The following is a 19,764-nucleotide window of genomic DNA, read 5'->3' on the forward strand; positions in this document are numbered from 1 at the left end:
AGTTTGAGAGAGGGTTAACGAGCTCAGCAAAGGAGCAGACAATATCGCTCAAATTGCTCAGAGGTGTAGATAAAGATTTGTTATATATTAGGTGAACAAGCCGTGAACAAACCCTTTCCCTTGTCGCGGAACCGGCGTAGTTTGGGAGAATGAGCAGTTTCGACGAAATGGACGCCTTTGACGGCGCATCGCTTTCGGCACGCGCGATGGCAGCGCGGCCCGCACCTTATCTGGATGAGTTGAACCCGGCGCAACGCGAAGCAGTTGAGCGGCTGGACGGCCCGGTTTTGATGCTGGCCGGGGCGGGGACGGGTAAAACCAAGGCCCTGACCGCGCGTATTGCCCACTTGCTTAGCACGGCGCGGGCGCGACCGAATGAGATTCTGTCTGTGACGTTCACCAACAAAGCTGCACGCGAAATGAAAGACCGGGTGGGCCGCCTGCTGGGCCAGCCCGCCGAGGGAATGCCGTGGCTGGGCACCTTCCATTCTATCTGCGTCAAGCTGCTACGCCGTCATGCTGAGCTTGCCGGTCTGAAATCGAATTTCACCATCCTGGATACGGACGATCAGTTGCGCTTGCTGAAGCAATTGATCCAGGCCGCGAATATCGACGATAAACGCTGGCCTGCAAGAATGCTGGCCGGAATCATCGACGACTGGAAGAACCGGGCGCTGACGCCGGACAAGGTGCCTGCAGCGGATGCCGGGGCCTATAACAACAAGGGCATCGAACTTTACGCCCAGTACCAAATCCGCCTGCGCGAGCTGAACGCGGTGGATTTCGGTGACCTGCTGCTGCACATTGTTACGATCTTCCAAACGCATCAGGATGTGCTGGAGCAATACCAACGCTGGTTCCGCTATATTCTGGTGGACGAGTATCAAGATACCAACGTCGCCCAATATCTATGGCTGCGTTTGCTGGCCGGAGCACATAAGAACATCTGCTGCGTCGGTGACGATGACCAGTCAATCTATGGCTGGAGAGGGGCTGAAGTGGGCAATATTCTGCGGTTCGAAAAAGACTTTCCCGGTGCCTACGTGGTGCGGCTGGAACAGAATTATCGCTCGACCCCGCATATTCTGGCGGCAGCGTCCAACGTGATCCGAGGTAACGAAAACCGGTTGGGTAAAGAACTTTGGACCGACGCGGAAGAAGGTGAAAAAGTCCGTCTGATCGGCCATTGGGATGGCGAGGAAGAGGCTCGCTGGATCGGTGAAGAGATTGACGCGATGCAAGGTGGGACGCGGGGGGCGCGGCCCTTCAATCTGGATGAGATTGCCATTCTGGTCCGGGCCTCGCATCAGATGCGCGCGTTCGAAGATAGGTTCTTGACCATCGGCCTGCCTTACAAAGTGATTGGTGGCCCACGTTTCTATGAGCGGATGGAGATCCGCGATGCCATGGCCTATTTCCGGTTGGTGGTCAGCCCCGGCGATGATCTGGCGTTCGAGCGGATCGTGAACACTCCCAAACGTGGCCTTGGAGACAAGGCACAGCAGACGATTCAGGCGACGGCGCGCGAAAACGGCGTATCTCTGGTCGATGGCGCGCGGATCGCAGTCGACAACGGATTGATCAAGGGCAAAGGCGGCAACGCACTGCGCGAGTTGATCGACGGGTTGGCGCGGTGGAATGCGATGACTCGCGGGCCGCGAATTGAGGTCGACGACGATTCTGTCATTGACGACGGCAGAGCGCCTATGCGGTTCGGTGAGCCGGAGGTGTCGCATATCGAACTGGCCCAGATCATATTGGATGAATCTGGCTATACCGCCCATTGGCAGAACGAAAAATCGCCCGAAGCACCCGGACGGCTGGAGAACCTGAAGGAACTCGTCAACCAGTTGGACAATTTCGAGAATCTGCAGGGGTTTCTGGAACACGTCAGCTTGGTCATGGACAATGAGCAAGAGGGTGACGGGGCCAAAGTCTCGATCATGACCTTGCACGCGGCCAAGGGGCTGGAGTTTCCCGCCGTCTTCCTACCGGGTTGGGAGGACGGGCTGTTCCCTTCGCAACGGTCGATGGACGAATCCGGCCTTAAGGGTCTCGAGGAAGAACGACGGCTAGCCTATGTGGGCATCACCCGCGCGGAGGAAGTCTGTACGATATCTTTCGCTGCCAACCGGCGCGTGTTCGGTCAGTGGAAGAACGCGATGCCGTCGCGGTTTATCGACGAACTGCCCGAAGATCACGTTGAAGTGCTGACTCCTCCGGGTCTTTATGGCGGGAGTCAACCGGCGGCGGGGATTGAAACCCGCGCGGCTGAGGCGAATGTCTACAACTCTCCGGGTTGGAAGCGGATGCAGGCGCGGCAAGGGCAGTATGGAATGTCTCAGCCTCGCGAAACCCGAAATACGGTGATCGACGCAACGGCCGTCGCCAGCTTTACCCTTGGTGAGCGCGTTTTCCATCAGAAGTTCGGCTATGGCGCGGTGGTCGGTATCGAAGGCGACAAAGTCGAGGTGGACTTTGACAAGGCGGGCACCAAAAAGGTGGTGTCGCGTTTCCTGTCAACCAAGGACGACGTGCCGTTCTAAACGGCTACAGACCTTCGACCAGTACCATGTTTGCTGTGGCTGTCTGATGCCGGATCTTGGCGAGTTCTATATAGTCGGGGTCGTCTTTCCACGCCCTGGCGGCCTCAAGCGACGGAAACTCCATCAAGACAATGCCGTTTTCCGCCCAGGTGCCCTCGATCACCTCTACAGGCTTTGAGGATACAGTCAAAAGCCTGCCTCCATGGCGGTCAAAGATCGGCATGAAGCCTTCAAGATATTTCTGATAGCCATCCGGGTCGTGAATGGAGATCTGGGCGATGAAATAGGCGGCCATGGGAAGCTCCTGACATTCAGTTCAGGGCTTCATTCTACACGTGTGGGCAAAAAGAAAAACGGCGGTTCCCAGGGAGGAGGAGGGGAACCGCCGTTCTTTTCAACATCAAGGCAGGGAGGAGAATAGCCCCGATGTATCTGAACCCGGGTTTGATCCCGGTATGTGTAAGTCGCGGCGACACCAGGGAGGAGGAGAGGTGTCGCCGCGCGCTTTCAACATCAGGGCAGGGAGGAGGAGAGCCCCGATGTATCTGCACCCGGGTTTGATCCCGGTATGTGTAAGTCGCGGCGACGTCAGGGAGGAGGACGACGCCGCCGCGCGCTTTCAACACCGGGAAAGGGAGGAGAAGTACCCGGTGTGTTAGTGTCCGGCATTCGGGGCCGGTATAAGGCGCGGCGATATCAGGGAGGAGGAGAGATATCACCGCTGAAATACAGGTCCTAAAGGGAGGAGGAAGGACCTGATCTCGGTTATGTCGGTGCGCGCTTACTGCGCGACGTATTCTTCGGCCGCTTGCAATGCTACGCGGCGGATCATCGAACGGTGTAGGCCCAGATCGGCCAGCTCTCGGTTCGATAGGTCGGACAGTTCGTTCACAGTCCGGCGGTAGACCCGGTGCCGAATGAACCTGGTCTTTGCGGCTTCAATCAGCGATGCCAAGCCGATTTCCGGTGCGCCTTTGAGCGCGGTTCGATGCGTTGCTACAGCCATTTGCATTACTCGATATGTTTAGTTGTTGCCGGGGTGTTCCAGCGTTTGGTTGAGGATGAAGATAGGCAAATGCTGCGCATGCACAATAGGTGAAGTCATCAATGCTGCTATGCAGCAATTGCATAGATATCAATTCGGTAATGCGCTCGTGTATTTTGTAGGGGCCTTGAAGCAGAAGTTTCGAGGGTGTTTTGCCCGCTGCAATGATTTCTGCTTCCTTGAGCGCGTTGATCTTAAGTTGACTGTTCTGTCAATCAGTAGCGGCGCTGGCCCGGCATAAAGAGCGTTATGGAGTGCATGGGAAATCATGGGCTAAGCGTTGAGCTGTCTTCACGCATGGCATCGATTACCTTGGATGTAAGGTGATTCGCGCTGCGAAATCTGAGGAATTGGCTGCTAAGTCAGAAAATAATTCAATAATAGAGAAATATTTGGGAATTTATGGGGCACAGTAATTTTCAGATCACTTTTACTACATATAGGGTTATTAATTAGTTTAACGTCTATCAGTGGTGTAATGCGGGTGGTTTTCAATCGGTTTTCAATCGGTTTTCATATGGGTATATTGCGATTCTTGATTTGAGATTTTGAATTTTCCTGTTGATTTCCATGAATTCCCATGGCATCCCTTATTTATCCGATGAGGACGAGGCACATGGGGCACCAAACGACCCCGAAACAATAAAACAGGTTTCATACAGGCATCTCGCTTTCATCAATCAAGAGATCCGGCGCGCGGGCGAGCAGACATCCCCCCAGGTGGCGCGCGCAGCTGGACATCCCGCACAGCGGGTCAATGCGGCGGGTTGATCAGTGGCAGCAGATCAACCCGCCGTTTTTCATCTGGGGGTGTGAATTTTAAGTGGGGCGCAAGCGGAAGGGACAGTCGTCTTGGCGCGCAGGTTTAGAGGTGAAAGCCACCACAAGGTGGATACGAAGGGCAGGGTGTCGATCCCGGCTTCGTTTCGCCGTGTGCTTGAGGCCTCGGACCCGAACTGGCAGCCCGGTGATACCCCCGAACTGGTGATCGTATACGGTGATCATCGCCGGAAATTCCTTGAATGTTATACGATGCAGGCGATTGACGAGGTCGATCAAAAGATTGATGCGCTTCCGCGTGGCTCAATGCAGCGGAAGATGTTGCAGCGCATGTTCCACGGTCAATCCTTCCCCACCACAGTGGATGAAACCGGCCGTCTGGTTTTGCCAGCCAAGCTGCGTACCAAGATCGGATTGGAAAACGAGGCGTTCTTTATCGCCGCGGGTGATACGTTCCAGATCTGGAAACCCGAGACATATGAATCCGAAGAGTTGGCCTCCACCGAAGAATGGCTGGATGAACAGCCCGAGGATTTCGATCCTCTAGAGTTCCTAGATGGCGTCGGGGACGCGTAACGGCATGGCCGGCGCTGACACCCCTTCTGAGAAGCCGCATATCCCTGTACTGCTGCGACCGTTACTGGCTGCGGTGGCACCGGTGTCTGGTGTTTGGCTGGACGGGACGTTTGGAGCGGGCGGCTATACCCGTGGCTTGTTGGAGGCCGGGGCTGACAAGGTTATTGGCGTGGACCGTGACCCGCTGGCTTTTGAGATGGCGGCTGACTGGGCGGATGGTTATGGCGACCGTCTGGTGATGCAGCCCGGTGTATTTTCCGGACTAGACGAATATGCGCAGGATCTGGATGGGGTTGTTCTGGACCTTGGTGTCTCTTCCATGCAGTTGGATCAAGCCGAGCGCGGCTTTTCCTTCATGAAGGACGGCCCGCTGGATATGCGGATGAGCCAGGAAGGCGAGAGCGCCGCCGATCTGGTGAACACGGCGACCGAGGCACAGCTAGCCGACATTCTGTTTCACTATGGTGAGGAGCGTGCCAGCCGCCGTATCGCGAAGGCTATCGTTAAAGCGCGGGCAGAGGAGCCGGTCACCACAACTCTGCGCCTGGTCGGGATCATCGAATCCTGCCTGCCGCGTCCAAAGCCAGGGCAATCGCACCCGGCAACGCGCAGCTTTCAGGGGCTTCGGATTGCAGTAAACGCGGAATATGATGAACTATTTCAAGGTCTTATGGCCGCAGAACGCGCATTGAGGCCGGGCGGGCAGTTGGCCGTTGTGACTTTCCATTCCATCGAGGATCGGATGGTCAAACGGTTCTTTCAGTCCCGCGCAGGCAAGACCGGGCGGGCCAACCGTTATGCGCCTGAAATGGAACAGGAGCTGCCGCAATTCACACTCAAGACCCGCAAAGCCGTGGGGCCGGATGAGCAGGAGTTGCAAGAAAATCCACGCGCGCGCTCAGCCAAGCTGCGCGTGGCAGTACGGACCGAGGCTCCGGCAGGGGAAATTGATGCCCGCGCCATCGGGATGCCGCAACTGGGGGGAAGGGCAAGATGAAAAGTGTTTTGTATGCGTTAACAGCTCTGTCCGTGTTTGGACTGGCGCTTTGGGCGTATCAGGAGAATTACCGCACTCAGCAGGTGGCGAAGGAAACACAGAAGTTACAGCGCGAGATTGGCATGGCGCAGGTGCGGCTGGCCGTTTTGAACGCGGAATGGGCCTATCTGAACCGTCCCGACCGATTGCGCGAACTGGCCGACCTGAACTTTGAACGTCTCGGCCTGTTGCCGCTGCGCGCTGAACAGTTCGGGCGCGCGGACCAGATTTCTTATGCCGAAGACCCGGACCTGCCTATCGTCGACCCGATTGAATTGCAGGCAATTACCAGTACTCAGGCGCTGGGCGAGGTGCAGATTCCATGACCCGTACCCCTCTGCGTCCTTTGGCCCGTGTTCTTGATGCTCGCGCCCGTGGGGAAAACCCAAAGGCGATCGAGCGGGAAAACATTCGTCAACGTCACGAAAACATGAAAGACCGCGCCCGCGCCCGCGCCGAAGGGCGTCTGTTGGTGCTGGGCCTGTTCTTTTTCTGCGCGTTCTCGGTGGTCGGTGTCCGCATGGGCATGCTTGCCACCTCAGAGGCGCAAGAGCCACTGGCCAGTGCCCCCGGTGCTGCGATTGCGATGCAGCGTGCCAATATCGTGGATCGCGAAGGGCGCATTTTGGCGACCAATCTGGACACGTATTCTGTCTATGCCCAGCCGCCTGCGATGATCGACCCGAATGCGGCCGCAGATCAGCTGGTGGCGATCTTTCCAGATCTGGACAAAGAGCGTCTGGTCAAAGATTTTACCGGCACCCGCAAGTTCCTGTGGATCAAGAAACGTATCTCGCCGGAACAGAAACAAGCGGTGCATGATATCGGCGATCCGGGCATCCTGTTCGGTCCACGCGAGATGAGGTTGTATCCAAACGGACGTCTGGCCGCGCATATTCTGGGTGGATCGGGTTTTGGCCGCGAAGGCGTCAGCGCCGCCGAAGTTATTGGTGTGGCGGGTGTTGAAAAGCAATTCGACGACTATCTGCGTGACCCGGCCAATGGCAACAAGCCGCTGCAACTTTCGCTGGACCTGACCATTCAGGCAGCGGTCGAGCAGGTTCTGTACGGCGGCATGAAAATCATGAACGCAAAAGGGGCCTCGGCCGTGTTGATGAACGCGCACACGGGCGAGGTAATCTCGGCCGCGTCACTGCCATCCTTTGACCCGAACGACCGTCCGCGCCCGCCGACCTCGGGGTTTGATCCGTCAGACAGCCCTTTGTTCAACCGCTATGTGCAGGGCGTGTATGAGCTTGGATCGGTGTTCAAAATCTTTACTGCTGCGCAAGCTGTTCAACTGGGTTTGGTGAATTCTGAGACGATCATCGATACCTCTGGTCCGATGCGGATCGGGCGGTTCCCGATTGGTGAGTTCAACGGCAAGAACTACGGCAAGATCAGCGTTGCGGATGTGATCGTCCACAGCTCGAACCGTGGCACGGGCCGATTGGCGTTGCAGATCGGCGCGCGCCGTCAGCAGGATTTCCTTGAGGCGCTGGGTATGTTCGAACCCACCCCCTTTGAAATCGTCGAGGCCGCCGGCGGTGAACCGCTCAAGCCCAAGAAATGGGGCGAGCTGAGCACGGTGACCATTTCCTATGGTCATGGTCTGTCAACCAGCCCGATGCATCTGGCGGCCGGATATGCGGCGATTGCCAATGGCGGGCATTATGTCAGCCCGACTATTCTGCGTAAGAACGGTGCGCAGTACGGACCGCGGGTCATGTCTGAAAGCGCTGCAAAACAGGCGCAGAACATGCTGCGGCGTGTGGTGACAGATGGCACGGCCAGCTTTGGCGATGTTGCTGGATATGACGTGGCTGGCAAAACTGGTACGGCGGATAAGCCCAAGCCACGCGGTGGGTATTACGATGACAAAGTGATCGCGACCTTTGCGACGTTCTTCCCGGCCTATGATCCGAAATATGTGCTGATCGTCACGCTGGATGAGCCGTCGATTGTTGCCTATGGCGAAAAGCGCCGGACGGCGGGTTGGACAGCTGTTCCGGTGGCCGCCGAGTTGATCGGACGGATCGCCCCGTTGCTTGGGTTGCGTCCCCGGCTTGAGCCTGAGGCACGCGCTGCTATAACCCTGACCTCAAATTAGGCTGTCCAGCAGAGGTGGGTCATGGGCACAAGGACGAAAACACTTAGCCAACTGGCCCTGACAGCGCGGGGCGGAGCGAATCCCGACATCACCGGACTGGCCGTTGATAGCCGCGAGGTAAAGGATGGCTATCTGTTTGCCGCGCTTCCCGGCACTCGCGTTCATGGCGGAGAATTCATCCAATTTGCCCTGCGAATGGGGGCTGCTGCGATCCTGACGGATGCTGAGGGCGCTGAAATTGCGGCCGACGAGTTGGCCGCCTCAGATGCTGCATTGATCGTGGTCGAAGACCCCAGGCAGGCGCTGGCCGGATGCGCCGCGCTTTGGTTTGGGGCCCAGCCGAAGACCATCGTAGCCGTCACCGGGACCAACGGCAAAACGTCCGTGGCCACCTTTGTGCGCCAGATCTGGATGGAACTTGGCTTGGCCGCTGTCAATCTTGGAACAACGGGAGTTGAGGGGACCTGGACCGCACCCTTGGCGCATACCACGCCTGAGCCGATCACTCTGCACCGCTGTTTAGCTGAAGCTGCTGAAAACGGCGTGACCCATGCTGCGATGGAAGCGTCCTCGCACGGGCTCGAACAGCGTCGTCTGGATGGTGTGCATCTGGCCGCCGCAGGCTTTTCGAATTTCACACAGGATCATCTGGATTATCACGAAACCTTCGAGGCTTATTTCTCCGCCAAGGCGGGGTTGTTTGATCGGGTTTTGCCACAGGATGGCACGGTGGTGATCAACATGAGCGATCCAAAAGGTGCCGAGGTTCGCAATATTGCCGAAGCGCGCGGTCAGAAAATCCTGACTGTCGGGTTGGGCGATGCCGATCTGTGTCTGATCGGTCAGCGCTTTGACGCGACGGGGCAGGATTTGCGGTTCTCGTGGCAGGGGAAGGTACTCCAAACCCGTCTAAACCTGATCGGAGGGTTTCAGGCCGAGAATATCCTGCTCGCCTGTGGGCTGGTCATCGCCGCAGGGGAAGAGCCCGAGCGCGTGTTCGAAACCCTGCCGCATCTGACAACCGTCCGGGGCCGGATGCAGCTGGCCGCGACCCGCGACAACGGCGCAGCGGTTTTTGTCGACTATGCCCATACTCCAGATGCGGTAGCGACAGCACTTAAGGCGATGCGGCCGCATGTCATGGGCCGCCTGATTGCAATTGTTGGCGCGGGCGGGGACAGAGATGCCACCAAACGCCCGTTAATGGGCAAGGCGGCGGCTGATCACGCGGACCTTGTCTTTGTTACCGACGACAACCCACGTAGCGAAGACCCGGCCACCATCCGCGCCGCTGTTTTGCTAGGCGCGCCGGAGGCCACCGAAGTTGGTGACCGGGCCGAAGCCATCCTGCGCGGCATTGATGCTCTGCAACCTGGTGATGCGCTGTTGATTGCCGGGAAAGGGCATGAGACCGGGCAGATCGTCGGTGATCAGGTGCTGCCGTTCGACGATGTGGAACAAGCCAGCATCAGCGTGGCCGCGCTGGACGGGAGGGTTGCATGACGCTTTGGACAGCAGCCGAGGCGGCAGAAGCCACTGGCGGGTGCGCCACCACCGATTGGGTGGTAAATGGCGTGTCGATCGACACCAGAACCATTCAGCCAGGCGATATGTTCGTGGCCCTCAAAGACGTGCGTGACGGGCATGATTTCGTGGCGCAGGCGCTAGAAAAAGGCGCGGGCGCGGCGTTGGTGTCGCGTATCCCCGAGGGTGTTCCGGACGACGCGCCTCTATTAATTGTCGATGATGTTCAGACCGGACTTGAGGCGCTGGGGCAGGCGGGCCGTGCCCGGACCGGTGCGCGCGTGGTCGGTGTGACCGGCAGCGTCGGTAAGACGTCCACCAAGGAAATGCTGGCCACCATTTTGGAAACGCAAGGAAAAACCCATGCCAGCGTGGCCAGCTACAATAACCATTGGGGCGTTCCCCTGACGCTGGCGCGGATGCCGCGAGACACCGAATTCGCGGTGATCGAGATCGGCATGAACCACCCCGGAGAGATTGCCCCACTGGCACGGCAGGCACGCCCGCATGTGGCGCTGGTGACGACCGTTGCGGCGGTACACCTTGAGGCTTTTGAATCCGTTGCGGGCATCGCTGAAGAAAAGGCCGCAATATTTGAGGGGCTCGAGCCCGGTGGCGCGGCCATCGTGAATGCCGATATCCAGCATGCAGAGATTTTGCGTCAGGCCGCGCAAGACCATGGGGCCGGGATCGTTGATTTTGGTCGTCAAGCTGTGGACTTCGGTCTGATCGACGTTTCGCAAGGGGGCGACTCGGTCCGTGCTAGTGCTACGGTGCGTGATGTGACTATCACCTATGAGGTACAGTCCGCTGGTACCCATTTTGCCATGAATGCGTTGGGAGCATTGGCGGCTTGTGTTGAAATGGATGTTGATCTTGATGACGCTATTGCGGCTCTGCGCCAATGGTCTCCGGTCAAGGGGCGGGGCGTGCGTGAAGTGATGCCGCTGGCGACGGGCGGGCAGATTGAATTGTTGGACGACAGCTACAATGCCAATCCCACCTCGATGGAGGCGGCGCTGGATGTACTGGCCGCGGCCCAGGGAACGCGCCGGATCGCTTTTCTGGGCGATATGAAAGAGTTGGGCGCGCAGGAAACCGCCATGCATGCCAGCATGGCGGATGTCGCGGCAATGGCTCAGATCGATCAGGTTCACTGTATCGGTCCATTGATGAAGGCGCTGCATGAAGCGCTGCCCGAGGGCAAGCGCGGGCTGTGGAGCAAAACAAGCGCCGAGATGGTCGGGCACCTGCCGGATTTGATCCAGGCCGGTGATACAGTTCTGGCCAAGGGTTCTCTGAGTATGGCGCTGGCTCAGATTGTTGACGGTTTGCGGAAAATGGGGCAAGGGAGCGCGCTTGACCCATGACCTCCGCGTGAGAAAGGTTTTGACATGCTCTATTGGTTGACCGCCCTGTCGGATGGGGGGGATTTCTTTAACCTCTTCCGCTATATCACCTTCCGTGCGGGCGGAGCCTTTATGACCGCGCTGATCTTTGGTTTCATCTTCGGCAAACCGCTGATCAACGTGCTGCGCAGGAAGCAGGGTAAAGGCCAGCCGATCCGGGATGACGGGCCCGAGGGACATTTCTCCAAAGCCGGAACGCCAACTATGGGCGGATTGCTGATCGTGGGCGCGCTGGTGACGTCAACGCTGGTCTGGGCGCGGTGGGACAATCCGTATGTCTGGATGGTGCTGTTCGTTACGTTGGCCTATGCGGCCATTGGCTTTGCGGATGACTATGCCAAGGTGTCCAAGCAGAACACCAAGGGTGTGTCTGGCAAGATGAGGTTGGCGCTGGGTGTTATAATCGCAGTTCTAGCATCACTCTGGGCCTCTCTTCACCACCCCGAAGCCTTGCAATATCAGCTCGCGGTACCGGTGTTAAAAGATACATTGCTCAATCTGGGGGTTTTCTACATTCCCTTTGCTATCGTGGTGATCGTTGGGGCCGCCAATGCCGTGAACCTGACCGACGGGCTGGATGGGTTGGCGATCATGCCAGCGATGATTGCCGCCTCGACACTTGGCATCATTGCCTATGCGGTCGGCCGGGTCGACTTTACCGAATATCTGGACGTGCATTATGTGCCGGGCACGGGTGAGATATTTATCTTTACCTCGGCGCTGTTCGGCGCGGGGCTTGGGTTCCTTTGGTATAATGCGCCGCCTGCTGCCGTGTTTATGGGCGATACCGGTTCGTTGGCTTTAGGCGGTGCATTGGGTGCGATTGCCGTTGCCACCAAACACGAGTTGGTGCTGGCTGTCGTTGGCGGACTTTTCGTTGTAGAGGCGCTGAGTGTGATCATTCAGGTGCTCTATTTCAAACGAACAGGGCGCCGCGTGTTTCTGATGGCGCCGATTCATCACCACTATGAGAAAAAAGGTTGGGCTGAGCCGACTATCGTGATCCGGTTCTGGATCATCTCTCTGATCCTGGCGATGATCGGTTTGGCGACATTGAAAGTCCGGTAACGCTCCCGCCAGGTTCGGCGAACCTGCGGTCCACCTGCCACCTGTTGGGCCCGGCTCGCGCTGATGCGCGAGCCTTTTGCCACCCTTGCCAATGGGGATTTCTTCTGCGCAGTGTGACGGCCAAATTGGACGTCAGAAGAAGGTAGGTAGCATGATCCCGGTCAAAGGGTTTTCGGGGCAGAAGGTTGCGGTTCTGGGGCTTGGCCGATCGGGTCTGGCCACGGCCCGTGCATTGCGGGCGGGCAAAGCCGAACCGGTCTGTTGGGATGACAATCCTGCTGCCCGTGAGCAAGCCGAGGCGGAAGGGTTCACTTGTACCGATCTGCACCGGCATGGGGCGTTTGACGAAATAGCCTCGCTGATCGTGTCGCCGGGTATTCCGCATCTTTACCCGGAACCGAACCGGGTTGTGGCCGCTGCGTTGGAAGCCGGAGTTCCGGTGGACAACGATATCGGGTTGTTCTTCCGATCCTTTGCGGGACCGGAATGGAACAACTATGACACCCCGCCCCGCGTGATTGCGGTGACCGGTTCGAATGGGAAATCAACCACTGCCGCCCTGATCCATCACATCCTGACCGAGGCCGGGCGCGAGGCGCAACTGGCCGGGAATATCGGGCGTGGAGTGCTGGATATTGATCCGGGCGGAGACGGATCGGTGGTTGTGCTGGAACTGTCCAGCTATCAAACCGACCTGGCCCGCGCCCTGACACCCGACGTGGCGGTGTTTACGAACCTATCACCGGATCATCTGGACCGGCATGGCGGGATGGGTGGTTATTTCGCGGCCAAACGCCGGTTGTTTGCCGAAGGTGGACCGGACCGTGCGGTGATTGGTGTGGATGAAAACGAAGGCGCGTTTCTGGCAGGCCAACTGGCCGAAGGACCGACTGATGACCGGGTGATCCGTGTCTCGGTGGCGCGCAAGCTGACCGGGCCGGGTTGGCAGGTCTTTGCGCGCAAGGGGTTTTTGTCGGAATACCGCAAGGGGCGGCAGGCCGGATCAATCGACCTGCGGCAGATCAAGGGGCTGCCCGGCGCGCATAACCACCAGAACGCCTGCGCCGCCTATGCGGCCTGCCGCGCGTTGGGGCTGGCACCGCGCGTGATCGAGGATGCGTTGCATAGTTATCCCGGCCTGCCACATCGCAGCCAGATCATCGCCGAAGCGGATGGCGTGACCTATGTCAACGATTCCAAGGCCACCAATGTGGACAGTGCGTTGAAAGCTCTGAACGCGTTCAAAAAGATCCGCTGGATCTGCGGCGGGCTAGAAAAAGAGGGGGGAATTGGGGCGTTGAACGGCGCAGCGGATCAGGTGCTCAAGGCCTATGTGATCGGGCGTGAGGCCGCGAATTTTGCGCTTCGACTTGAGGTCGAGACGCATGTTTGCACCACCATGGCGGAAGCAGTGGCGCAGGCGATGGCAGACGCGCAACCGGGCGAGACAGTGTTGCTAGCCCCGGCAGCGGCCAGTTTCGATCAGTACGACAATTTTGAACAACGCGGAGAGGATTTCGCCGAACAGGTTCGGCGAGGGCTTTCAGACTAGTCATTTGCAATAGACCGCCGGTTGGGCCAAGCTGAGGCGCTATCAGCTTGACGCGCCATGATTATTGGTTTTGCCTGCCTGCAAATTCAACACGAGGTAATGAATATGCCATTTCGTAAGTTTTCTCTGATCTTGCCTGCCGTTCTGGTGGCAGGTGCCTGCACGAATGTTGGTGCCAACTATCAGCCGATTGTTGATGGTCCGATCGGCCCCAACTACAACGTGGACCTGCAGCAATGCCAACAGTTGGCCGCATCGCAAGCCAGCGTTGATGGCTCTACCGCCGGGAACGCCGCAATCGGCGCGGCCGGTGCTGCCGCTGTCACCGGGATCGTTCAGGACAGCAGCGACAATCTGGGTCGTGCAGCGGTTGCCGGTGCCCTGGTTGGTGCGGGTGCAGACGTGATCAACAAGAATCAGAATAAAGAAGTCATTGTGCGCAATTGCATGCGCGGACGTGGCTACAACGTCGTCGGCTAACGGGTTGCGATTGCAGTTCCAGCGGCGTGGCCCGAGGACCACGCCCATTGGAAATTGTAGCCGCCCAACCAACCGGTGACATCCACCGCTTCGCCAATTGCATAGAGGCCGGGGACATCCCTGGCCTCCATCGTTTTTGACGAAAGATCATCTGTGTCGATCCCGCCCAGCGTAACCTCGGCCGTGCGATACCCTTCGGTCCCTGAAGGCGACAGTGGCCAATCGGACAGAGCAGCAATCAACTCGGTCAGTGCCGCGTCGGACTGATCGGCCAGATTACCCTGCATCGGGATATGCTGGCTCAGGTACTCCACCAGCCGCGTTGGAAGGTGGCGTGCCAGTTCAGTTGTCAGGGCCTTGCGCCCGCCGCATTGCCGCTGATCGCGCAGCAAGTCGAACAGGGGCAGGTCAGGGATCAGGTTGACCCGGATCGTTTCACCCTCGCGCCAGTAGGAAGACAATTGCAGCACGGATGGCCCGCTGAGGCCGCGATGGGTGAACAGCAAGGCCTCGTTGAATGTGGTTCGGTTGTTAGACAGGCGCGCAGGTAAAGAGACACCGGACAGATCCTTGAATTTCCCGTCCGAGAAAGTGAACGGCACCAGTGCTGCGCGTGTTTCTGTCATGCGCAGCCCGAACTGACGGGCGATATCATAGGCCAACCCGGTTGCACCCATCTTGGGGATCGATTTGCCACCCGTGGCCAGCACCAGATTTGTGCAGGTCAGGCTCAGGCGTTGCCCTTCGCGGTCAACCTCCAGCGCGAACCCGGTCTCAGTCTTGTGCAGGTCTTTCAACTCGGTTCGTACCCACAGCTCGGCCCCGTTACGCGCCATCTCGTCCAGCAGCATCTGGATGATCTGTTTCGACGACCCGTCGCAGAAGAGCTGTCCCAGCGTTTTCTCATGCCAAGCAATGCCGTGACGCCCAACCAGATCGACGAAATCCCACTGCGTGTACCGCGCCAATGCGGATTTGCAGAAATGCGGGTTTTGCGACAGGAAATTTCCCGGCCCGGCGTACATATTGGTGAAATTGCAGCGCCCGCCGCCTGAGATGCGGATTTTCTCTCCGGCCGCTTTGGCATGGTCGATCACCAGCACGCGTCCGCCGCAATGGATCGCGCACATCATTCCGGCAGCACCGGCACCAAGGATGATCGTGTCATAGCTCATGGGGTGCGCATGGCGTGGAATGACGGGGATAGCAAGAGGCAGAACGACTTCTGGGTCCAGCAGAAGCCTTGTTGTTCAACGGGGGGGTAAGGCGTCTTAGCCAGAAGAAATGCAGATTGCCAGTTGTCCAACTCGCTGTCATGCTGCCCTTTTAGGCATGTTTTCAAAGAAGGATAAATGGATGCAATTTCCCGGCTTTATTACTGCATTTCCCAAGTTGGACGTGCCTTTCCCCGAGGATGTCGTGCAGACGGCGGTCATAAGATCTGATGCTGGCCTCGCGGCGTTTTTTACGTTTCTCAAGGATATGGAACTTCCATTGCATTCACATGGGGCCCAATGGGGGACGGTCATCGAAGGTGAGGTAGAGTTGACTATCGGAGGAACTACCAAAACTTACCGCCCCGGTGACAGTTATTCGATACCGGCCGGGGTGGAGCACGGCGGTCAGATCAAGGCCGGGACCCGTGTGATCGACGTGTTTGAAGAGCCGGATCGATATCCAATCAAAGAGTGACGTACTTTCTGCCGCTGTCCTGCGCGGGCAATTTGCGGCCCCTTAGACATCGCGATGCGAACGGGACCGTTTGTCCATTTGCTGAGGTCACCGCCTCTGGCGGGCCGTTTTCCGCATACCCGTTCATTCCGCTAGCCCAATTGCAAAAATGTCTGTAGACTCTCAATCAGATCCCGAAAACGGGACATGAACGAGGCAGTAAGTGGCGGTATCTCATGACTGAGATGGTGTATGGCGCGGTCCAGGACCAGCGCGGAGAACCGATTCTACCAAAGTGGTGGCGGACAATTGATCGCTGGACCATGTCCTGCGTGCTGATCCTGTTTGTCATCGGGCTATTGCTGGGGCTGGCCTCGTCGCCGCCACTGGCGGGGCGCAACGGGTTTGATCCGTTCCACTATGTCGAACGACAGGCGATCTTTGGCGGGCTGGCCTTGGTTGCGATGCTGCTGACTTCGATGATGTCTCCGACATTGGTGCGGCGACTGGCGGTGCTGGGCTTTCTTGCGTCGTTTGTTGCGCTGGCCTTTCTGCCGGTCTTCGGCACAGATTTCGGCAAGGGCGCGGTGCGCTGGTATTCACTGGGCTTTGCCTCGATGCAGCCATCCGAGTTTCTGAAGCCCGGTTTTATCGTCGTGGCCGCGTGGCTGCTGGCCGCGTCGCAGGAAATTAACGGTCCACCAGGGCGGTTGTGGTCCTTCGCGTTGTGCATGGCCATCGTTGGCATGCTGGTTCTGCAGCCTGATTTCGGTCAAGCCTGTCTGATCCTATTTGGCTGGGGCGTTATGTATTTCGTGGCTGGGGCGCCTATGCTGCTGCTGCTGGGTATGGCCGGGGCGGTCGTGCTGGGCGGCATGCTGGCCTATTCGAACTCGGAACACTTTGCGCGTCGCATCGACGGGTTCCTGAACCAAGAGGTCGATCCGACCACACAGCTTGGCTATGCCACCAACGCCATCCGCGAAGGTGGATTATTCGGTGTCGGTGTAGGTGAGGGGCAGGTGAAATGGTCGCTGCCCGATGCGCATACCGATTTCATCATTGCGGTGGCCGCCGAAGAGTACGGCCTGATCCTGGTGCTGATCATCATCGCACTTTACTCGATCATCGTTGTACGCTCGCTGCTGCGGCTGATGCGCGAGCGGGACATGTTCATCCGTCTGGCAGGCACCGGTCTGGCTTGCATGTTCGGCGTGCAGGCGATGATCAACATGGGTGTTGCGGTGCGGTTGCTGCCCGCCAAGGGCATGACGCTGCCGTTTGTCAGCTATGGTGGCTCGTCCCTGATCGCGGGTGGTATTGCCGTTGGCATGTTGCTGGCCTTTACCCGTGCCCGTCCGCAAGGCGAACTTGGCGATATTTTGCGCGGAAGAGGTTGATGAGCAAACCCTATCTTCTGATTGCGGCTGGCGGCACCGGGGGCCACATGTTCCCGGCGCAGGCGCTGGCCGAGGCGATGTTGCAAAAAGGTTGGCGCGTGCGCCTGTCCACCGATACGCGCGGTGCGCGGTATACCAGCGGCTTTCCGCATTCGACCGAAATTGTCGAGGCGTCCTCGGCCACTTTCGCGCGGGGTGGTTTGGTCGCCAAAGCGTTGGTCGGTCCCAAGATTGCGGGCGGCGTGACCAGCATGTCGCTGCAAATGATGCGCGACCGACCGGACGTGGTCGTGGGGTTCGGTGGCTACCCTTCGATCCCGGCGTTGGGCGCAGCGACGATGCTGAAAATCCCACGCATGATCCATGAGCAGAACGGCATTCTGGGGCGGGTTAACCAGCTGTTTGCCACCCGTGTGTCTCAGGTGGCTTGCGGTATTTGGCCTACGGATCTGCCTGAGGGGGCAAGGGGCATTCATACTGGAAACCCGGTCCGTGCAGCTGTGCTTGAACGCGCCGCGGCAGGTTATATTCCGCCCGGCGATTACCCGATGTCGATTCTGGTGATGGGCGGGTCGCAGGGCGCACGTATCCTTAGCGATGTCGTGCCCGGCGCGATTTCTGCCTTACCCGCCAATATGCGTGATCATATCCGCGTTGCTCATCAGGCGCGCGACGAGGATGGCGAGCGTGTGACAGCATTCTACGCCGATCATGGTATCCGGGCCGAGGTCAAGCCATTCTTTCACGACGTTCCGCGCCGCATGTCAGATGCACAATTGGTTATCTCGCGTTCAGGCGCGTCGAGTGTTGCCGATATCTCGGTCATCGGGCGACCTTCGATCCTAATCCCGTTTGCCGCCGCCGCTGGCGACCACCAGACCGCCAATGCACGCGGGTTGGTACAGGCGGGTGGGGCGATCATGATTCCTGAAAACGCCCTTGACGTTTCCTCGCTGACCGAGCAAGTCACGGCAGTTCTGACAAACCCTGAAGCCGCGCAAAAGATGGCCCATGCCGCCCTTTCGACCGGTGCGCCGGATGCAACCGAGCGTCTGACAGCCCTTGTCGAACAACTGGCGCAGAAGGAGACCGCATGAATCCTGCAACCAAATTGCCGCAAGACGTAGGGCCGATCCACTTCGTAGGGATCGGCGGGATCGGGATGTCAGGCATTGCCGAGGTTCTTTTGAACCTGGGGTACCGGGTGCAGGGGTCTGACCTGAAAGCGTCGAAGATCACGGACCGACTGGCCAGTTTGGGGGGCGAGATTTTTGTCGGTCAGCGCGCCGAGAACTTGGAAAACGCCGCCGTTGTGGTGGTGTCGACCGCGATCAAGCCGGGCAACCCGGAACTGGACGGCGCCCGCGCTCGTGGATTGCCGGTGGTGCGCCGCGCCGACATGCTTGCTGAACTGATGCGCCTGAAGTCCAACATCGCCATCGCCGGAACTCACGGCAAGACCACCACCACCACCATGATGGCCGAGTTGATGGTGGCGGGTGATTTCGACCCGACCGTAATCAATGGCGGTATCATTCACGCTTATGGTTCGAACGCGCGCATGGGGCAGGGCGAATGGATGGTGGTCGAGGCCGACGAATCTGACGGTTCGTTCAATCGCTTGCCCGCGACCATTGCCATCGTCACCAATATCGACCCCGAGCATATGGAGCACTGGGGCGACTTCGACAAACTGCGGGATGGGTTTCACGAGTTTGTCTCGAACTTGCCATTCTACGGTCTGGCCGTGTGCTGCACCGATCATGCCGAAGTGCAGACGCTGGTTGGTCGCATCACCGATCGGCGCGTGCGCACGTATGGTTTCAACGCCCAGGCCGATGTGCGGGCGGTGAACCTGACCTATGAAGGCGGCATTGCGCATTTTGACATCCACCTACAATACGAAGATACGGTGATCGAAGGATGCACCCTGCCGATGCCCGGTGATCACAACGTGTCGAACGCGCTGTCTGCGGCTGCCGTGGCGCGGCATCTGGGCATGAAGGCTGCGGAAATTCGCGATGCGCTGGCCAATTTCGGCGGCGTCAATCGCCGCTTCACCAAGGTGGGTGAGGTCGACGGGGTCACTATTATTGACGATTATGGCCATCACCCGGTGGAAATTGCGGCAGTGCTTAAAGCGGCCCGTCAGGCGACCGAAGGTCGGGTGATCGCCGTGCATCAGCCGCACCGTTATTCCCGCCTGTCCAATCTGTTCGACGATTTCTGTACCTGCTTCAACGACGCCGATGTCGTAGCCATTGCTGACATTTTCGCTGCCGGAGAAGACCCGATACCGGGGGCCTCGCGTGATGATTTGGTGCAAGGCCTGATCCGCCACGGCCACCGCCATGCCCGTGCATTGCTGGATGAAAGCGATCTTGAACGCCTCGTCCGCGAACAGGCCCGCCCCGGAGATATGGTCGTCTGCTTGGGCGCGGGTACAATCAGCGCCTGGGCCAATGGATTGCCTGTGCGATTGCAGCAAAAACAGGCTGTCTGAGGCAATGGACTCTCTAGCGCCGCAACTCTAAAGTGTGGCGTCGCAACCGCAGACGGGGTGTCCT

At 58.5% G+C, this 19,764-nt stretch carries 17 protein-coding genes; 14 read left to right on the forward strand and 3 right to left on the reverse strand.

The genetic code is table 11. From position 1 onward, the window contains the following. Nucleotides 1-149: 149 nt before the first annotated feature. Complete coding sequence (locus tag RUE5091_RS02140; protein WP_058280219.1) at nucleotides 150-2,546, forward strand: ATP-dependent helicase; 2,397 nt, start codon at nucleotides 150-152, stop codon at nucleotides 2,544-2,546. 4 nt (nucleotides 2,547-2,550) lie between these two features. Here the strand turns inward: RUE5091_RS02140 and RUE5091_RS02145 are convergent, their stop codons facing one another. Further along, on the reverse strand, nucleotides 2,551-2,841 hold the full coding sequence (locus RUE5091_RS02145) for a DUF1330 domain-containing protein (protein ID WP_058280220.1): 291 nt from the start codon (nucleotides 2,839-2,841) through the stop codon (nucleotides 2,551-2,553). Nucleotides 2,842-3,327: 486 nt separating this feature from the next. After that, nucleotides 3,328-3,552, reverse strand: a complete 225-nt coding sequence (locus RUE5091_RS02150) for a DUF1127 domain-containing protein (RefSeq protein WP_058280368.1) — start codon at nucleotides 3,550-3,552, stop codon at nucleotides 3,328-3,330. 891 nt (nucleotides 3,553-4,443) lie between these two features. Here RUE5091_RS02150 and mraZ point away from each other — a divergent pair. From mraZ to RUE5091_RS02200, 9 genes are all read left to right on the forward strand, one after another. Continuing rightward, entirely contained in the window at nucleotides 4,444-4,947 is a 504-nt protein-coding gene (gene mraZ / locus RUE5091_RS02160) for a division/cell wall cluster transcriptional repressor MraZ (RefSeq protein WP_082643521.1), read from the forward strand. Nucleotides 4,948-4,951: 4 nt separating this feature from the next. Next, nucleotides 4,952-5,944, forward strand: a complete 993-nt coding sequence (rsmH, locus tag RUE5091_RS02165; RefSeq protein WP_058280370.1) for a 16S rRNA (cytosine(1402)-N(4))-methyltransferase RsmH — start codon at nucleotides 4,952-4,954, stop codon at nucleotides 5,942-5,944. Next, nucleotides 5,941-6,309 (forward strand): cell division protein FtsL, encoded by a 369-nt coding sequence (gene ftsL / locus RUE5091_RS02170; protein WP_058280222.1) that lies wholly within the window; start codon nucleotides 5,941-5,943, stop codon nucleotides 6,307-6,309. Before rsmH ends, ftsL begins: the two co-directional genes overlap by 4 nt. Further along, nucleotides 6,306-8,093: a peptidoglycan D,D-transpeptidase FtsI family protein gene (locus RUE5091_RS02175; protein ID WP_058280223.1), complete on the forward strand. Its 1,788-nt coding sequence runs from the start codon at nucleotides 6,306-6,308 to the stop codon at nucleotides 8,091-8,093. The genes ftsL and RUE5091_RS02175 overlap by 4 nt, the downstream gene beginning before the upstream one ends. Before the next feature lie 21 nt (nucleotides 8,094-8,114). Continuing rightward, nucleotides 8,115-9,596: a UDP-N-acetylmuramoyl-L-alanyl-D-glutamate--2,6-diaminopimelate ligase gene (locus RUE5091_RS02180; protein ID WP_058280224.1), complete on the forward strand. Its 1,482-nt coding sequence runs from the start codon at nucleotides 8,115-8,117 to the stop codon at nucleotides 9,594-9,596. Next, nucleotides 9,593-10,987, forward strand: coding sequence for a UDP-N-acetylmuramoyl-tripeptide--D-alanyl-D-alanine ligase (locus RUE5091_RS02185; protein ID WP_058280225.1), 1,395 nt, complete (start codon nucleotides 9,593-9,595; stop codon nucleotides 10,985-10,987). The genes RUE5091_RS02180 and RUE5091_RS02185 overlap by 4 nt, the downstream gene beginning before the upstream one ends. Before the next feature lie 24 nt (nucleotides 10,988-11,011). Beyond that, nucleotides 11,012-12,094 (forward strand): phospho-N-acetylmuramoyl-pentapeptide-transferase, encoded by a 1,083-nt coding sequence (gene mraY, locus RUE5091_RS02190; protein WP_058280226.1) that lies wholly within the window; start codon nucleotides 11,012-11,014, stop codon nucleotides 12,092-12,094. A gap of 151 nt (nucleotides 12,095-12,245) precedes the next feature. Continuing rightward, nucleotides 12,246-13,646, forward strand: a complete 1,401-nt coding sequence (gene murD / locus RUE5091_RS02195; protein ID WP_058280227.1) for a UDP-N-acetylmuramoyl-L-alanine--D-glutamate ligase — start codon at nucleotides 12,246-12,248, stop codon at nucleotides 13,644-13,646. Between the two features lie 105 nt (nucleotides 13,647-13,751). Beyond that, complete coding sequence (locus RUE5091_RS02200) at nucleotides 13,752-14,126, forward strand: glycine zipper family protein (RefSeq protein WP_243470694.1); 375 nt, start codon at nucleotides 13,752-13,754, stop codon at nucleotides 14,124-14,126. On the opposite strand, the gene RUE5091_RS02205 is transcribed toward RUE5091_RS02200, so the two are convergent. Next, the gene (locus RUE5091_RS02205) at nucleotides 14,123-15,301 is read right to left on the reverse strand and encodes a BaiN/RdsA family NAD(P)/FAD-dependent oxidoreductase (protein ID WP_058280228.1); all 1,179 of its coding nucleotides are present in this window, start codon (nucleotides 15,299-15,301) and stop codon (nucleotides 14,123-14,125) included. The two genes, RUE5091_RS02200 and RUE5091_RS02205, sit on opposite strands and share 4 nt — an antisense overlap. Nucleotides 15,302-15,482: 181 nt before the next feature. On the opposite strand from RUE5091_RS02205, the gene RUE5091_RS02210 reads away from it, so the two are divergent. From RUE5091_RS02210 to murC, 4 genes are all read left to right on the forward strand, one after another. Then, a complete protein-coding gene (locus tag RUE5091_RS02210) occupies nucleotides 15,483-15,818 on the forward strand; it encodes a cupin domain-containing protein (protein WP_058280372.1) in 336 nt (111 codons plus the stop codon). A 215-nt stretch (nucleotides 15,819-16,033) separates the two neighbouring features. Further along, on the forward strand, nucleotides 16,034-17,197 hold the full coding sequence (gene ftsW, locus RUE5091_RS02215) for a putative lipid II flippase FtsW (protein WP_058280229.1): 1,164 nt from the start codon (nucleotides 16,034-16,036) through the stop codon (nucleotides 17,195-17,197). After that, entirely contained in the window at nucleotides 17,197-18,294 is a 1,098-nt protein-coding gene (locus RUE5091_RS02220) for a UDP-N-acetylglucosamine--N-acetylmuramyl-(pentapeptide) pyrophosphoryl-undecaprenol N-acetylglucosamine transferase (protein ID WP_058280230.1), read from the forward strand. Before ftsW ends, RUE5091_RS02220 begins: the two co-directional genes overlap by 1 nt. After that, a complete protein-coding gene (gene murC / locus RUE5091_RS02225) occupies nucleotides 18,291-19,700 on the forward strand; it encodes a UDP-N-acetylmuramate--L-alanine ligase (RefSeq protein ID WP_058280231.1) in 1,410 nt (469 codons plus the stop codon). The genes RUE5091_RS02220 and murC overlap by 4 nt, the downstream gene beginning before the upstream one ends. Nucleotides 19,701-19,764: the final 64 nt, after the last annotated feature.

The sequence above is a fragment of the Ruegeria denitrificans genome (assembly GCF_001458295.1).
Lineage (GTDB): Bacteria > Pseudomonadota > Alphaproteobacteria > Rhodobacterales > Rhodobacteraceae > Ruegeria > Ruegeria denitrificans.

Excerpts from the sequence above, each read along its gene's own strand:
- RUE5091_RS02140 (WP_058280219.1), top strand. The coding sequence starts at position 150 with ATGAGCAGTTTCGACGAAATGGACGCCTTTGACGGCGCATCGCTTTCG.
- RUE5091_RS02145 (WP_058280220.1), bottom strand. The coding sequence starts at position 2,841 with ATGGCCGCCTATTTCATCGCCCAGATCTCCATTCACGACCCGGATGGC.
- RUE5091_RS02150 (WP_058280368.1), bottom strand. The coding sequence starts at position 3,552 with ATGGCTGTAGCAACGCATCGAACCGCGCTCAAAGGCGCACCGGAAATC.
- rsmH (WP_058280370.1), top strand. The coding sequence starts at position 4,952 with ATGGCCGGCGCTGACACCCCTTCTGAGAAGCCGCATATCCCTGTACTG.
- ftsL (WP_058280222.1), top strand. The coding sequence starts at position 5,941 with ATGAAAAGTGTTTTGTATGCGTTAACAGCTCTGTCCGTGTTTGGACTG.
- RUE5091_RS02175 (WP_058280223.1), top strand. The coding sequence starts at position 6,306 with ATGACCCGTACCCCTCTGCGTCCTTTGGCCCGTGTTCTTGATGCTCGC.
- RUE5091_RS02180 (WP_058280224.1), top strand. The coding sequence starts at position 8,115 with ATGGGCACAAGGACGAAAACACTTAGCCAACTGGCCCTGACAGCGCGG.
- RUE5091_RS02185 (WP_058280225.1), top strand. The coding sequence starts at position 9,593 with ATGACGCTTTGGACAGCAGCCGAGGCGGCAGAAGCCACTGGCGGGTGC.
- mraY (WP_058280226.1), top strand. The coding sequence starts at position 11,012 with ATGCTCTATTGGTTGACCGCCCTGTCGGATGGGGGGGATTTCTTTAAC.
- murD (WP_058280227.1), top strand. The coding sequence starts at position 12,246 with ATGATCCCGGTCAAAGGGTTTTCGGGGCAGAAGGTTGCGGTTCTGGGG.
- RUE5091_RS02200 (WP_243470694.1), top strand. The coding sequence starts at position 13,752 with ATGCCATTTCGTAAGTTTTCTCTGATCTTGCCTGCCGTTCTGGTGGCA.
- RUE5091_RS02205 (WP_058280228.1), bottom strand. The coding sequence starts at position 15,301 with ATGAGCTATGACACGATCATCCTTGGTGCCGGTGCTGCCGGAATGATG.
- RUE5091_RS02210 (WP_058280372.1), top strand. The coding sequence starts at position 15,483 with ATGCAATTTCCCGGCTTTATTACTGCATTTCCCAAGTTGGACGTGCCT.
- ftsW (WP_058280229.1), top strand. The coding sequence starts at position 16,034 with ATGACTGAGATGGTGTATGGCGCGGTCCAGGACCAGCGCGGAGAACCG.
- RUE5091_RS02220 (WP_058280230.1), top strand. The coding sequence starts at position 17,197 with ATGAGCAAACCCTATCTTCTGATTGCGGCTGGCGGCACCGGGGGCCAC.
- murC (WP_058280231.1), top strand. The coding sequence starts at position 18,291 with ATGAATCCTGCAACCAAATTGCCGCAAGACGTAGGGCCGATCCACTTC.